Source organism: Mycobacteroides sp. LB1 (assembly GCF_013449725.1).
Classification (GTDB): domain Bacteria; phylum Actinomycetota; class Actinomycetes; order Mycobacteriales; family Mycobacteriaceae; genus Mycobacterium.
In genome coordinates this window covers 803,011-817,531 of the sequence record NZ_JACCFF010000001.1, presented here as the reverse complement: position 1 = coordinate 817,531, position 14,521 = coordinate 803,011, and the positions used below count along the sequence as shown (strand labels likewise).

The window sequence follows — 14,521 nt, the reverse complement described above, 5'->3', positions numbered from 1 at the left end:
GATGACGATCCTGGATGCTCGCCCCAGATTTAAGCGGTACCAGTACGTGTGGTCGACGGCCTGCGCGGTGGATTCGCTCACCCCGGGCCGCGGTGTGGCGGTGCTATTGCCGGACGATGTGCAGGCCGCGCTTTTTCTGCTGCCAAGTGGTGACTTGTACGCGGTCGGTAACATGGATCCATACGGCCAGGCCGCCGTCATGTCGCGTGGTTTGACCGGTGATCGCGGCGGCGAGCCGACTGTGGCGTCACCGCTGCTCAAGCAGGTCTTCTCGTTAATAGACGGGCGTTGCCTCGATGATGCGTCGCGCCGGTTGCCAGTCTTCGAGGTGCGGGTGAGCAATGGAAATGTCGAAATCGGAATGCTCAGGAGTCGACACCGGGACGCGGTTGCCGCCTAACGAGCAGGATCGTCGGCTCGACGGGTTCACCATTGGTGTCACGGCTGCCCGCCGGTCAGAGGAATTGATCGCGCTCTTGGAGCGCCGCGGCGCCGCCGTCGTGCACGCCGCAGCGATCCGAATCATCCCGTTGGCCGACGATGCCGAGCTGCAGCGCGCCACCGAACTTGTCATCGCCAACCCACCAGATGTCACGGTGGCCACCACCGGAATTGGCTTCCGTGGCTGGATCGAGGCCGCCGATGAGTGGGGCGTGGCCGACAGTCTCAAATCGGCGCTCGAATCCGGGCGCCTGGTCGCCCGCGGACCCAAGGCCACCGGGGCGATTCGCCAAGCGGGGCTGCGCGAAGAGTGGTCGCCCGCATCGGAGTCCTCCGCGGAAGTTTTGGATCGGCTGCTTGAAGAGGGTGTGGAGGGGCGGCGTATCGCGGTGCAGCTTCATGGTGCCGCGACCGAATGGGAACCCATCGCTGATCTATGCGAGGCGCTGACAATCGCTGGTGCACAGGTGATCCGGGTGCCGGTTTACCGCTGGGAGCCGCCAGAGGATCAGCGGCCAATGGACCGCATGATCTCCATGGCCATTAACGCCGAGTTGGACGGGATGAGTTTCACGAGCGCCCCTGCGGTGGCGTCAATGCTCGGTCGTGCCAAGGCAACCGGCCGATTGGATGAGCTGCTGTCCGCGTTGCGGGGAAGGGTGGCGCCGCTGTGTGTCGGACCGGTGACCGCCGCACCGCTCGAGGTCCTGGGCGTGCGGACGACGCAGCCCGAACGGGCCCGGCTGGGAGCATTGGCCCGGCACATGGCAGACGAACTGACCAGGCGTGCACCACGTTTCCACGCCGGCGGGCACGTCGTCAGCGTACGCAGCCGCGGGATCGCGGTCGACGGCGAGACGCGGCAGATCTCCCCAGCGGGAATGGCGTTGATGAAGCGGCTGATGGTGCGCCCCGGCCAGGTGGTATCCCGCGAGGACCTGTTGGCAGCACTGCCCGGAGGCGGAGATGACACCCATGCGGTCGAGATGGCGATGACCCGTCTGCGGTCCGCGCTCGGCACACCGAAAGTGATTCAGACAGTCGTCAAACGGGGTTACCGGCTGGCAATCGACCCGACCACGATTGGGGAATGTCATGGTTGATGGTCTTCGCGCAAGCGGCTCATCCGGGTATGAGCTCGTCCTGGTCGCACACGGAACCCGGTCGGCCGCCGGGGTGGAGAATATTGCGGCCCTCGCGGAGGCGGTGGCGCGGCGCGTGGGTTCGGTACGCACCGCGTTCGTCGACGTGCTGGGCCCGACGCCGTCGGAAGTGCTCTCGACGATCGAAGGTCCAGCAGTGTTGGTTCCGGCCTTCTTGGCGTCGGGATATCATGTGCGGCAAGATATTCCGCAGCATATTGAAATGAGCGGACATCCGGCCGTGGCTGTCACCCAAGCGTTGGGGCCGGATCCCGTGTTGGCCGGCGTCATGGCAGAGCGGCTACGTCAGGTCGGATGGCGCCGCGGTGATGCGGTGGTGCTTGCCGCGGCGGGTTCCTCGGATCCCCGTGCCCGCCATGAGGTTCATATCGCGGCAAGTATGTTGGCGCGTCACACCGGACCCGTCCGGGTGGGTTACATCGCTACCGGAGAGCCGCGGGTGGCCGACGTGGTCGCGGATGTGCGCGCGACCGGCCGCCGCGTCTTCATCGCGTCATACCTGTTGGCACATGGGTTGTTTCAAGAGCGCCTCAATGGGTGCGGTGCCGATGGCGTTGCGCAACCGTTGGGTGTACATCCCGAGATCGTAGATCTGGTGGTGCGACGGTTCACCTCGGCCACGGTGGTGTCGGGTGCGCTAGAAGCCGTGGCGGACTTCGCGTAACGCGATACGTCCGTCCGTCGCCAATACGCCCTCGGCCCTCAGTAGTTCGAGCTGACGCGTCAGGATATGCGGTGCTGGGCGACCGCTCGCGCCGATGACGCGATGCCAGGGCAGATCGGCAGAGTCGGTGCGCATGATCCACCCCACGATCCGCGCGCTGGAAAGCCCTGCCGCGTCGGCGATGTCACCGTAGGTGGCCACCCGCCCTGTCGGGATGGATGCGACCAGCGAGCGCACCAGTTCGACCTGTTCCTCGGAAACGCGGTTGGACTCTCTTCGTGCACGCGGCTCTTCGGCAGCCATGGTCTTCCTAACTACAGGTGTGACCGTATCGCGGCAGCGGTCTCCGCAGGTCGGGATTGGGACACCATGTGATCGCAGTCGATATCGATCAGTTCGAATCGGTCGCCGAGTGTGGCCTGGAGCGCGTCGAGAAGCTGGGTCGTCACATACGGTGGTGAGGTGCGGGTGGCCCGTAATAACGTGACGCGAATGGTGTTGGCCGGTAGGGCAATATCGCGCGCCAGCTCGCTCCAGGCGGTGACCACGGCGGGCAGGTTCATGCGCCAGCCCCACCGAAGGTTGGACAATTGGATCAGGTGCTCGTCGAGCTCGGTTTCGATGACCTCATCCGGTACGTCCGACCAGGCACCCGCGACCTTGTCCGACTTCGCCTCGGCGCGGTCGGTGTAGTCCGGATAGGCCACCATCTGCTCGGCGATCTGACGCATCCAGTCGCCGTCCAGTCCGATTGCCGGATCGAGGAGTATGAGCGACTTCACGAGGTCTGGTCTGCGCGCCGCCAAGTGCAGCGCCGTGGCGCCGCCGAATGAATGCGCCACCACCACGATGGGCCCGGTCTCCGTTTCGTCGAGCACGGCGGCCACCGCGTCGGCATGCGCCTCCAACGACCACGGCGCGGGCGCGGGGGAGTGTCCGTGCCCCAGCAGGTCCGGTGCCAGGGTCGGCACATCGGACAGGTGTTCATCGAACAGCGGCGCCCAGCGCTTGCCGTGTCCGGTGAGTCCATGCAGTGCCAGCAGGCGCGCGGGTTCATCGGGACCGTATCGGTGGGCGTTCAACAACGGCGTCACTGCAGCATCCTCGCACTATCCCCTGATGGATACCCAGGTCAGCTCCACTTGTCGGACCGACATGCTGTGATCTGCGTATGCCGACACCGAGCGCCTCCCCGCGATCTTGGGACGGCGCCGCGGCGGATCTGCTGGACCCGGCCCGGCAGGGCCGATTCGTGGTGGTCGGCGGTAGCGGGACCGGGAAGACGAGCCTGCTGGTGGACATTGTGGCGGCGCGGATCGCGGCGGGGACGAGCCCGGAATCCGTTCTCGTGCTCACCGGTTCCGCTCGGGCAAGTGCCGATCTGCGGACCCGGATCTCGGCGGAGGTGTTCGAGCGCCGCGCCGACATTGCCATCCGTGAACCCATGGTTCGCACCGTGCACTCGTATGCCTTCGCCGTGCTTGCCGCCCACGCGGCCCGTCAGGGCAATCCGCCGCCGCGATTGATCACTGCGGCCGAGCAAGACAGCGTTGTGCGGGAATTGTTGTGCGGCAATGCGGAAGATAACAGCGGGGCATGGCCGGATTCGCTGCGACCCGCATTGACGACGGCCGGTTTCGCCACCGGCGTCCGGGATCTCATGGCGCGCTGCACCGAGCGCGGCGTGGACGCCACCGCACTTCGAGCGATCGGACGACGACACAACCGTCCGGAGTGGGTCGCGGCCGCCGGCCTGGCACGGCAATATGAGGAGGTCATGCTGCTGCGGTCCGCAGTGGGGATGGCGGCTCCGCAGGCGACGGTGCCGGCACTCGGCGCCGCCGAGCTCGTCGGGTTGGTATTGGAATCCTTCGCCGTTGATCCGGGAATTCTTGCCGCAGAACGTAATCGCATAGATCTTCTACTCGTCGACGATTCCCAGCATCTTGACCCACAGGCCGCGCTGCTGGTGCGGCTGCTCGCTGGGGGTGCCTTGTTGTCGGCATTCGCGGGTGACCCCAACCAAACGGTGTTCGGATTCCGGGGCGCGGACGCGCAGCTGTTGCAATCGGATTCCACGACAATCGAACTCAGCCGTTCGTATCGCTGCGCTGGACCGGTTGCGGAACTCGCGAACGCGGTGGCGCGACGACTGCCCGGGAGCTCCGCCGGGCGTGAAATCCTGGGGCTGGAGCATTCCTCGGCCGCCGTTCGTCTCGCCGGCGCGCTCTCCGAAACCGCCGAAGCGTCGCTCGTGGTCGATCTGCTGCGGCGATCCCATCTGATCGACGGGGTGCCGTGGTCTCAGATGGCGGTCATCGTCAGGTCGGTACCGCGCAGTGGCGCGGCCCTGCGCCGTGTTCTGCAATCCGCAGGCGTTCCCGTACATGCCGAGTCGTATGACGGTCCCGTGGCCGCCGTGCCCGTCGTGCACGCGCTGCTGCTGGCGGTATCTGCCGCGCAGGGTGGGGTGAACGACGAGGAGGCAGCGGCCCTTGCGACCGGCCCGATCGGGCGCGTGGATCCGGTGGCGCTGAGACGTTTACGACGCCAATTGCTGCGCTCCGAGGAGGCCCGGGGAGGTGACAGAACTAGCGGTGAGCTGCTCCGTGGGGTTCTCGTCGATGCTGACTCCATGCACGTTGCGGCGCTCACCGATATCCAGGCCGCTCCGCTGCGACGCGTGCGGGCGGTGATCGCATCAGCTCGTGACGCCATCACATCTGGCACCAGCGTTCTCGACGTGCTGTGGTCCGCGTGGAGCAGGTCGGGTCTGCAGCGACGCTGGGACGGGTTGTCCCAACACGGGGGTCCGTTGGGCGCTCAGGCCGACCGGGATCTCGATGCGGTTTCCGCATTGTTCGACCTGGCATCCGAACATGTGGCGCGCACACCGGGCATCGGTGTGACGGGATTGATCGACCACATCCGGTCGCTGGCGCTCGCCGGTCGGCGAGTGACACGGGTCGAGCCCAACGCTGTGGCCATCGTCAGTGCGCACGCTGCCGTGGGTCGCCAGTGGGAGGTGGTCGCGATCCCCGGTGTGCAGGAGGGGCTATGGCCCAACACGGCGGTGCGGGGAGGCGTGCTGCGTACCCAGGAGCTGATGGATGTGCTGGCGGGCATCGATCAAGCGGCGCATGTCGATGGATCGGCTGTGGCACTCGCGGAGGAGCGCCGTCTGCTGCTGCTAGCCATTGGCAGGGCAGGTCGCCGAGTACTTATCACCGCGGTCGACAATGAGAACGCCGATATGGGCGGCGGGCCCGCGATGCCTTCCCGCTTCCTCACCGAACTCATGCTCGCGCACCCGGATTGGGTAATGCCCGAGCGTCGGCCGGGGACAGCGGAGTCCCGGACGTTGACCGCCGCGAACCTCGTGGGCGAGCTGCGTGCCGTCGTCACCGACTCCACAGGCATGGTGAACGCGACCCGTCGCCGCGCCGCCGCCCGACAACTGGCCCGGCTCGCGGAGGCAGGCATCCCCGGTGCGGATCCCGAATCCTGGTACGGGCTAGCCGATGTCAGCAGTGGCGGTCCGCTATGGCACACCGAGGACGGTCCGGTCCGTTTGTCGCCCTCCAATATCGAGACGCTCATCGCCTGCCCACTGCGCTGGCTGCTGGAACGACATGGTGGCACCGACCTCACGGATCCGCGTCGAGCGCTCGGGACGCTTGTGCACGCGCTCGTCAGTGAGCACTCTGGAGATGCGGATACGATGCGCCGGGAGCTCGATAAGTCGTGGGAAACAATGCCCTTCGAGTCGAAGTGGTACGCGCGCAACGAGCTACGTCGGCACCAGGAGCTACTGGAGGCCTTTACCGCCTGGCGTGCGACGACCCGCGGCGAACTCACCGAAGTCGGTCGAGAGATCGGTGTCGACGGAGTGCTGACGCATTTGGGTTACCCGCAGGTGCGCCTGGTGGGCCGCATCGATCGGCTTGAACGTGATGCTGAAGGCCGCCCCGTCGTCGTTGATATCAAGACGGGAAAAAGTCCCGCTACCAAAGACGATGTGCAGCAACACGCCCAGCTCGCCACCTACCAGGTCGCCGCTGCCGCAGGGCTGATCGACGGGGAACCGGCGGGTGAACCGGGTGGTGGCCGGCTGGTGTATGTCGCCAAATCCAACCTCGATGACGGTGCCACGCAGCGCCATCAGGATCCGCTGACTCCCGCTGCCCAGGGCGCCTGGCGCGAGACCATCCACACCGCCGCGGCCAACACCCAGGGGCCGGTGTTCGTCGCGCGGGTCAACGACGGGTGCGGGCACTGCCCGCTGCGGGCCTGCTGCCCCGCGCAGGCCGAAGGGCAGGCAGTATGCCAGTCGTGAGCACATACTCGCCGGTCGAACTATCCAGGGCGCTAGGACTTTTTGAGCCCACTGAGGAGCAGGCCGCTGTCATCGGGGCGCCGCCCGGACCGATGGTGGTGATTGCCGGGGCGGGCGCGGGTAAGACCGAGACGATGGCTGCCCGGGTCGTCTGGCTTGTAGCCAACGGATATGCGACCCCGGGGCAGGTGCTCGGGTTGACGTTCACCCGCAAGGCCGCCGGCCAACTCTTGCGTCGCGTCAGGTCACGGCTTGCCCGGCTGGCCGGCAGCGGGATCCTGCCTCCGGTCAGTGCAGATGCTGCGGATCCAGTCATCGCCACCTACCACGCCTACGCCGGAACCTTGTTGCGGGAGCACGGACTGCTATTGCCGATGGAACCCAATGCGCGACTAATGACCGAAACGCAGTTGTGGCAGTTGGCCTTCCGATTGGTCTGTGATTTCGACGGCGACCTCGACACGGAGAAGACACCGGGAGCCGTCACCGCTCAGGTGCTCGCCCTGGCCGGACAGCTGTCCGAACATCTGGTGGACACCACCGACTTGTTGTCCTCGCACGATGAACTGGAACAACTGATTCACACCCTGCCGCCGGGACCGTATCAGCGTGAGGGCCGGCCAAGTGCCTGGCTGTTGCGTCTGGTCGAAACACAGTGTGAAAGAACGCAACTCGTTACGATCGTGGACCGGCTGATAAAGGAGATGCGCGCCCGTGGTGTTCTCGACTTCGGAGCGCAGATGTCGCTGTCGGCCCGCCTGGCCGCTGATCACTCTATCGTCGGACAAACCCAGCGGGATCGCTACCGGGTAGTGCTTCTCGACGAGTACCAGGACACCGGGCATGCTCAACGGATCTTGTTGTCGTCGTTGTTCGGACGGGGTGTCGATCCTGAGTTGGCGTTGACCGCGGTTGGCGATCCCATCCAGTCCATCTATGGCTGGCGCGGTGCCTCGGCAACCAATCTGCCCAGGTTCACCACCGATTTCCCGTTGTCCGACGGATCGCCCGCGCCGACGCGGGAACTGCGCACCAGTTGGCGTAACCCGCCCGAGGCTCTGCATTTAGCCAATGCCGTGTCAGAGGAAGCTCGGCGGCGTTCGGTGGCGGTGCGGCCGCTGCGTCCCCGCCCCGACGCGACCTCCGGACGCATCGCCTGTGCACTGCTCGGCGATATTGGGGCGGAACGGGAGTGGGTCGCCACACAACTGGCCTCGGTATACGAGGAAGCCCAACGCGATGGGAACCGTCCGCCGTCGTCGGCGGTTCTGGTCAGGCGCAACAGCGACGCCGCCCCGATGGCAGAGGTTCTTTCCGCACATGGTGTTCCGGTCGAGGTCGTCGGATTGACGGGCTTGCTTGGTATTCCGGAGGTCGCCGATAGCGTCGCGATGCTGCGCCTTGTTGCGGACCCGACCGCCGGGCCTGCGGCGCTGCGAGTGTTGACCGGTCCGAGATGGCGCCTCGGCGCCCATGATCTGGCGGTGCTGTGGCGACGGGCGACCGGATTCGGCCGCGGCGGCTCCGCCGTGATGGGGGAGGACGCGGACATTCCGTGCCTGGCCGACGCCATCAGTGATCCCGGTACGCCAGAAGAGTATTCGCCGGAAGGCTGGATTCGCCTGACGGCGCTGCGGCGGGAACTGTCCGGTCTGCGCACTCGGCTCGGTATGCCGCTCACCGACCTGATCGCCGAGGTGCAGCGGGTATTGGCACTTGACGTCGAGCTCGTGGCGGGGCGGCGCACCGGCGGGTTGGACCAACTGCGCGCATTCACCGATGTCGCCGCCGGATTCGCCGAGGCCGCCGACCAGAGCGACCCGGTTGGGCTGGTCGCCGCGTTCCTGCAATATCTTGACGCGGCATGGGAAATTGAAAAAGGTTTCACACCAGTGGAAGTCGCGGCCAGCCCGGGACGGGTGCAGATCCTGACCGTGCACTCGGCCAAGGGGCTGGAATGGGATGTGGTCGCGGTCCCGCACTTGAGTGCTGGAGTTTTTCCATCGGGCGTGGCCGCGTCGACGTGGCTGACGAGCGCCACCGAACTGCCTCCCTTGCTGCGGGGCGATCGCGCCACCCAGGGCGATTGTTTCGGGGTCCCGCAGTTGAACACCGAGGGCATCACGAATCGTAAACAGCTCTCCGATGCCATTGCGCGGCATAAAGACAGCCTGGCCACCCGTCGGATCGACGAGGAACGCCGACTGCTTTATGTGGCGGTTACTCGCTCGGCCGAACAGCTTTTCGTCTCGGGACACCATTGGGGGCAGACCGGACTGAAACCCAAGGGGCCGTCCGACTTTCTGATCGAGCTGCGGGATGTCATCGAAGGCGCGGCCGCTGAGGGCATTCCGTGCGGAACAGTGGAGGAGTGGACTCCCGCTCCCGCGGCGGGTGAACGCAATCCCATGCTCGATCAGACTGTCGAAGCACAGTGGCCCGCTGACCCACTCCAGGGCAGGCGTAGCGAGATCGAAGTAGGGGCGCGGATGGTGCGGGAAGCGCTCGCGGGTGCCGCGTCGCCGGCCGAGGACGAAAACGACGACGATCCCGACGGTTGGACATCCGATGTCGACGCGCTGCTACGCGAACGAGAACAGGCCCATCGTCGAACGGAAGTGGCGCTTCCTCAGCATCTTTCCGTGACAAGCCTGGTCGATCTGCGTCACGACCCGCAGGCGCTCGCCCGCCGTCTCGCCCGCCCGCGGCCCACACGTCCCGACCTCGAAGCTCGCCGCGGCACCGCCTTCCACTCGTGGGTACAGCGGCATTACGGGTCGGTACGCCTCATCGATTTCGAAGATCTGCCCAGCGATGGCTACGGAGATTTGGAGGACGCCGAGGATCTGGCGGTGCTGCAGTCGGCATTCCTTGACTCGGAGTGGGCAGACCGAACCCCGGTAGAAGCTGAGGTGCCGTTCGAGATTTCCGTCGCTGGAACCATCGTCCGCGGCCGGATCGACGCCGTGTTCGGACCCGATAGCGGCACAGATGGCACCTGGACAGTCGTCGACTGGAAGACAGGTCACGAGCCGTCGGGTGCGGAGATGGAGGCCGCGGCCCTGCAGCTGGCCGTGTACCGGCAAGCGTGGGCGGCGCTCCAGGGGATCGATCCCGCACAGGTGAACGCGGTGTTCCACTACGTGCGCACGGGGCGGACCGTCGCACCTGCCGAACTGCCCGAGCTGCCGCAGGCAGCAGAGCTCGCTGGGCTGACTGTGAAGTGATTTCGGTGCCGACATCCCGGCTATCAGCTGGCCAACGCGAATCACGGGCGCGATGTGAGTAGATTGACACCCGTGCAACCGGTGACTCGGACGCGATCGGGCTGGAGCCGTTGGTCTTCGCGCAAACGGCTCATCCATGGCCGGTAAGCTTCGCCAGCGGTTTCGCGGCCTCGACGGAGCGCTAACCGCACAGCCAGACCACGCGTTGGTCGGTGTCCTGCGTATTCCCCAAAATGCCGCCAGCCCGTGGCGGGCCATCGGAAAACGCATCCTGATCGCGGTGGGAACGCTCTTCGCCGCCGTGATCGTCGTGTACCTCGACCGCGGCGGCTACCGCGATGTCGCAGCCACGCCGGAGGAAAGCGATCCGCTCAGCTTCCTGGATTGCTTCTATTACGCCACCGTCTCACTCTCGACCACGGGTTACGGCGATATCACCCCGTACACCGAGGGTGCCCGGTTGGTGAACATTCTCGTGATCACACCGCTACGGCTGCTGTTCCTGATCGTTCTGGTCGGCACCACGGTCGAGGCGCTCACCGAACGTTCGCGTCAAGCACTGAAGATCCAGCGATGGAGGGCCCGCGTGCGCAACCACACTGTTGTCGTCGGATACGGCACCAAAGGGAAGACCGCCGTCCAGGCGATGATCTCCGATGGCGCCTCCCCGTCTGAAATCGTGGTCGTCGACGAAGATCAGATGGCGTTGGACGCCGCGTCCGCCTCTGATCTGGTGACGGTGCGAGGCAGCGCCACCAAATCGGATGTATTGCGGCTTGCCGGTGTTCAAAACGCCAAGTCGATCATCGTGGCCGCCAACCGGGACGACACCTCGGTGCTGGTCACGCTCACCGCTCGCGAACTCGCTCCCAAGGCCAAGATTGTCGCGGCGATCCGCGAGGCCGAGAACGTGCACCTGCTACGCCAGTCGGGCGCCGACTCGGTGGTGGTGTCCTCGGAAACGGCGGGACGTCTTCTCGGCATCGCCACCTCGACACCCCGCGTCGTCGAGATGATCGAGGACCTGTTGACACCGGAGGCAGGGTTCGCGATCGCCGAACGCGAGGTGGAGCGCAGCGAGGTCGGCGGCTCACCACGGCATCTCTCGGACATCGTCCTGGGCGTGGTGCGCGATGGCACCCTGCACCGGGTCGATGCACCCGAGGTCGATTCCATCGAGGCAACCGACCGCCTGCTCTACGTCCGCAACGCCGGGGCCTGACATGAGTTTCCGGCTCCGTAATGTGCCGCTGCTTTCGCGTATCGGCTTGGATCGTGCAGACGAATTACGTTCCAGCCCTGAGGAATTGGCCAAAGGGTGGGTGGCCGCCGGGCTGCTTACGCTTGATGTCCGCGGCCGGGTCAACATCGTCGACGGGCAGGTGGTTCTCGAAGACGCCGCCAGTGTCGGCGCTCAACCGCCCGAGCACGCCGTGTTCTTGGGGCGCATCCCGGGCGGCCGACACGTGTGGGCCGTGCGCGCCGAGCTCGATGACGACAGTGCGCCGCTCTTAGACCTGCGCCGCTCCGGTCAGTTGTTCGACGACACCAGCGCGGCGCTGTTGGCCACGGCGATGGCGATGCTGACGTGGCACGACAACGCCGGATTCAGCCCCGTCGACGGATCACCCACCAGCCCGGCCAAGGGTGGTTGGGTTCGGGTGAACTCGACCACCGGGCAGGAAGAGTTCCCGCGCACAGACCCCGCCGTCATCTGCCTGGTGCATGACGGCGGCGACCGGGCAGTGCTGGCCCGTCAGAAGTTCTGGCCGGAACGGATGTTCTCGCTGCTGGCCGGATTCGTCGAGGCGGGCGAGTCTCTCGAGGCCTGCGTCGCCCGTGAGATCTCCGAGGAAGTCGGTCTCGCCGTCACCGATGTGGAATACCTGGGCAGCCAACCGTGGCCGTTTCCGCGGTCGATCATGCTGGGCTTCCACGCCCTTGGTGACCCGACGCAGCCCTTCTCGTTCAACGACGGAGAAATTGCCGAGGCCGATTGGTTCACCCGCGATGAGGTGCGTGCCGCATTGGCGATAGGGGACTGGACCACCGAGTCCGACTCACGGCTCATGCTGCCCGGATCCATCTCGATCGCCCGGGAGATCGTGGAGTCCTGGGCCTACGCCTGATTACGGGCGGACGGAACTACTCCCCCACAAGTGGGAGGTTCCCCCAGCCGAGCTTGGCCTTGACCTGGGCCAGTGACGGGTTGGTCAGCGCGCTGCCGTCCGGAAATTTGACGGTCGGCACCGTCTGGTTCCCGCCATTGACGTTCGCGACGTAGTCGGCCGCGGCCGGATCCTGCTCGATATCGACCTTGGTGTAGTCGATACCCGCGGCCTTGAGCTGCGTCTCAAGTCGACGGCAGTAGCCGCACCAGGTGGTGGAGTACATGGTCAAGGTGCTGGTGTCGCTCACATAAGCATTCAACGTCATACCCCCTCCGGGTGTTCCGTCCGGGGTGTGAGATCTATCAACGTCGAGTGTGAAGCCATGGCGGAAATTCACCGAAAATCCCGCCATGGCTTCACTCTCGGCGGGGAGCAAAGGCGGGGTGTGACCGAGCCTTGTCGGCGGTTGCTGCGAAGATGGCCGGGTGGTGCGCTCCCTACTGGATGGTCTCGACGACGAACAGCGTGCCGCCGTCACCGCGCCGCGCGGTCCCGTGTGTGTGCTCGCCGGCGCCGGGACGGGTAAGACGCGCACCATCACCCATCGCATCGCCCACCTGGTTGAATCCGGGCACGTCGCTCCCGGCCAGATCCTTGCGGTGACCTTCACCCAGCGAGCCGCGGGGGAGATGCGTGGAAGGCTCCGCGATCTGGGCGTCGGATCCGCGCAGGCTGTCACTTTCCACGCCGCCGGTCTGCGGCAGCTGCGGTACTTCTGGCCGCAGCTCGTCGGCGACACCCGCTGGGAGCTGATGGACAGTAAGTTCACCATCGTCGCGCAGGCCGCTAACCGCGCCAAGCTGAGCACCACCACCGACACCGTGCGTGACCTCGCCGGTGAAATCGAGTGGGCCAAGGCGTCTTTGATCAGCCCCGAGGCCTACCCGGCGGCCGCCGCCAGATTCGGGCGGGACACGCCGGTACCGGCCGAACAGGTCGCAAAGGTCTACGCGGGCTACGAGAAACTCAAGGCCCGGCCCGACGGTTCGACCCTGCTCGATTTCGATGACTTGCTGCTGCACACCGCGGCCGCTATCGAGAACTCGGCGACTGTCGCCGACGAATTCCGGGACCGCTACCGCTGTTTCGTGGTCGACGAGTACCAGGACGTCACCCCGTTGCAGCAGCGGGTGCTCGACGCCTGGCTTGGTGCCCGCGACGACCTGACAGTGGTGGGCGACGCCAACCAGACCATCTATTCGTTCACCGGGGCCACCCCGCAGTATCTACTCGGCTTCTCCCGTCGATTCCCCGACGCGGCCGTGGTTCGTCTCGAACGTGATTATCGCTCGACGCCGCAAGTGGTTTCGCTTGCCAACCGGGTGATCGCGGCGGCGCAAGGACGGGTGGCCGGCAGTAAACTGCAACTCATCGGTCAACGGCCAGAAGGGCCCACTCCCAGATTCTCTCAACACGATGACGAGGCGGCTGAGGCGAAGTCTGTCGCGAAATCTATTGCGGCACTGATTGAATCAGGAACTCCGGCATCGGAGGTCGCGGTGCTGTACCGGATCAACGCGCAGTCGGAGGTGTATGAGGAGGCGCTCACCGAGGTGGGCATACCGTTCCAGGTGCGCGGCGGCGAAGGTTTCTTCACGCGCCAAGAGGTGCGCCAGGCGCTGGTTGCCCTGCATCGTGCGGCAGAGCGTGGAAACGCAGACACTCCTGTGCCACAACAGGTTCGGGATATTCTGGAACCGCTGGGCCTGTCTGCCGAGGAGCCGCACGGAACCCAGGCGCGCGAACGTTGGGAATCGCTACGTGCCCTCGCCGTGCTCGCCGACGAGGAATGTGCTCTACTGCCGGAGCTCGATCTGCCGGGGCTAGTCCGTGAGCTGCGGGTGCGGGCCGAGGCGCGCCACCCACCGACAGTGCAAGGTGTCACCCTGGCCTCGCTGCATGCGGCGAAGGGCCTGGAATGGGATGCGGTGTTCCTGGTAGGGCTGGCCGACGGCACGCTGCCCATCTCGCACGCCCTGTCGCGAGCAGGCGATATCGAGCCGGTTGAGGAGGAGCGGCGCCTGCTATATGTCGGAATCACCCGCGCCCGTGTGCATCTGAATCTGAGTTGGGCGCTCGCGCGGGCTGCGGGTGGCCGCAAGACGCGTAAGCATTCGCGGTTCCTCAACGGAATCGCGCCCACCGCACAGCTTCCCGCTTCGGCCACGCCGAGGCGCCGGGGTAGTGGGGCGCGCTGCCGGATCTGCAATGCGGCGCTCAGCACCCCGGCGGCGGTGCTGTTGCGGCGCTGCGAGAGTTGCCCTTCCGATATCGATGAGGAACTCCTTGCCGCGCTGAAGGATTGGCGGCTCGTGACGGCCAAGGAGATGAAGGTGCCCGCGTTCGTGGTGTTCACCGACAACACCCTGATCGCCATCGCCGAACTGCTTCCCGGTGATGACGCCGCGCTCGTCGCCATTCCCGGGATCGGTGCGCGCAAGCTGGAGCAGTACGGCCCCGATGTGCTTCGTTTGGTACGCGCCAGATCCTGATAAGCCCTTGTTCAACACGTGTCTAGC

At 65.8% G+C, this 14,521-nt stretch carries 11 protein-coding genes; 8 read left to right on the top strand and 3 right to left on the bottom strand.

The features are described from left to right. Positions 1–46 precede the first annotated feature (46 nt). Genes nirD through MLB1_RS04195 form a run of 3 tightly spaced genes read left to right on the top strand, consistent with a single transcriptional unit; the run spans position 47 to position 2,268 of the window. Positions 47–400 carry a nitrite reductase small subunit NirD gene (gene nirD / locus MLB1_RS04205; protein ID WP_180749680.1) on the top strand — a complete coding sequence of 118 codons (354 nt, stop codon included), beginning with the start codon at positions 47–49 and terminating at the stop codon, positions 398–400. Continuing rightward, positions 390–1,544, top strand: coding sequence for a uroporphyrinogen-III synthase (locus tag MLB1_RS04200; protein ID WP_180749681.1), 1,155 nt, complete (start codon positions 390–392; stop codon positions 1,542–1,544). The genes nirD and MLB1_RS04200 overlap by 11 nt, the downstream gene beginning before the upstream one ends. After that, entirely contained in the window at positions 1,537–2,268 is a 732-nt protein-coding gene (locus MLB1_RS04195; protein ID WP_180748435.1) for a sirohydrochlorin chelatase, read from the top strand. The genes MLB1_RS04200 and MLB1_RS04195 overlap by 8 nt, the downstream gene beginning before the upstream one ends. On the opposite strand, the gene MLB1_RS04190 is transcribed toward MLB1_RS04195, so the two are convergent. Continuing rightward, on the bottom strand, positions 2,242–2,571 hold the full coding sequence (locus tag MLB1_RS04190; RefSeq protein WP_180748434.1) for an MGMT family protein: 330 nt from the start codon (positions 2,569–2,571) through the stop codon (positions 2,242–2,244). The two genes, MLB1_RS04195 and MLB1_RS04190, sit on opposite strands and share 27 nt — an antisense overlap. Before the next feature lie 11 nt (positions 2,572–2,582). Next, positions 2,583–3,362, bottom strand: a complete 780-nt coding sequence (locus tag MLB1_RS04185; protein ID WP_180748433.1) for an alpha/beta fold hydrolase — start codon at positions 3,360–3,362, stop codon at positions 2,583–2,585. 77 nt (positions 3,363–3,439) lie between these two features. On the opposite strand from MLB1_RS04185, the gene MLB1_RS04180 reads away from it, so the two are divergent. From MLB1_RS04180 to nudC, 4 genes are all read left to right on the top strand, one after another. After that, complete coding sequence (locus MLB1_RS04180; protein ID WP_180748432.1) at positions 3,440–6,604, top strand: ATP-dependent DNA helicase; 3,165 nt, start codon at positions 3,440–3,442, stop codon at positions 6,602–6,604. Next, positions 6,601–9,831, top strand: coding sequence for an ATP-dependent helicase (locus MLB1_RS04175; protein WP_371750555.1), 3,231 nt, complete (start codon positions 6,601–6,603; stop codon positions 9,829–9,831). The genes MLB1_RS04180 and MLB1_RS04175 overlap by 4 nt, the downstream gene beginning before the upstream one ends. Positions 9,832–9,967: 136 nt before the next feature. Next, on the top strand, positions 9,968–11,053 hold the full coding sequence (locus MLB1_RS04170) for a potassium channel protein (protein WP_180748430.1): 1,086 nt from the start codon (positions 9,968–9,970) through the stop codon (positions 11,051–11,053). Between the two features lies 1 nt (position 11,054). Continuing rightward, positions 11,055–11,960: an NAD(+) diphosphatase gene (gene nudC, locus MLB1_RS04165; RefSeq protein WP_180748429.1), complete on the top strand. Its 906-nt coding sequence runs from the start codon at positions 11,055–11,057 to the stop codon at positions 11,958–11,960. A 16-nt stretch (positions 11,961–11,976) separates the two neighbouring features. On the opposite strand, the gene MLB1_RS04160 is transcribed toward nudC, so the two are convergent. After that, positions 11,977–12,267 (bottom strand): mycoredoxin, encoded by a 291-nt coding sequence (locus MLB1_RS04160; RefSeq protein ID WP_180748428.1) that lies wholly within the window; start codon positions 12,265–12,267, stop codon positions 11,977–11,979. A gap of 160 nt (positions 12,268–12,427) precedes the next feature. Here MLB1_RS04160 and MLB1_RS04155 point away from each other — a divergent pair, with 160 nt between their 5' ends. Continuing rightward, a complete protein-coding gene (locus MLB1_RS04155) occupies positions 12,428–14,494 on the top strand; it encodes an ATP-dependent DNA helicase UvrD2 (RefSeq protein ID WP_180748427.1) in 2,067 nt (688 codons plus the stop codon). The last annotated feature ends 27 nt before the right edge of the window (positions 14,495–14,521 follow it).

Excerpts from the sequence above, each read along its gene's own strand:
- MLB1_RS04160 (WP_180748428.1), bottom strand. The coding sequence starts at position 12,267 with ATGACGTTGAATGCTTATGTGAGCGACACCAGCACCTTGACCATGTAC.
- MLB1_RS04195 (WP_180748435.1), top strand. The coding sequence starts at position 1,537 with ATGGTTGATGGTCTTCGCGCAAGCGGCTCATCCGGGTATGAGCTCGTC.
- MLB1_RS04190 (WP_180748434.1), bottom strand. The coding sequence starts at position 2,571 with ATGGCTGCCGAAGAGCCGCGTGCACGAAGAGAGTCCAACCGCGTTTCC.
- MLB1_RS04170 (WP_180748430.1), top strand. The coding sequence starts at position 9,968 with ATGGCCGGTAAGCTTCGCCAGCGGTTTCGCGGCCTCGACGGAGCGCTA.
- nudC (WP_180748429.1), top strand. The coding sequence starts at position 11,055 with ATGAGTTTCCGGCTCCGTAATGTGCCGCTGCTTTCGCGTATCGGCTTG.
- MLB1_RS04180 (WP_180748432.1), top strand. The coding sequence starts at position 3,440 with ATGCCGACACCGAGCGCCTCCCCGCGATCTTGGGACGGCGCCGCGGCG.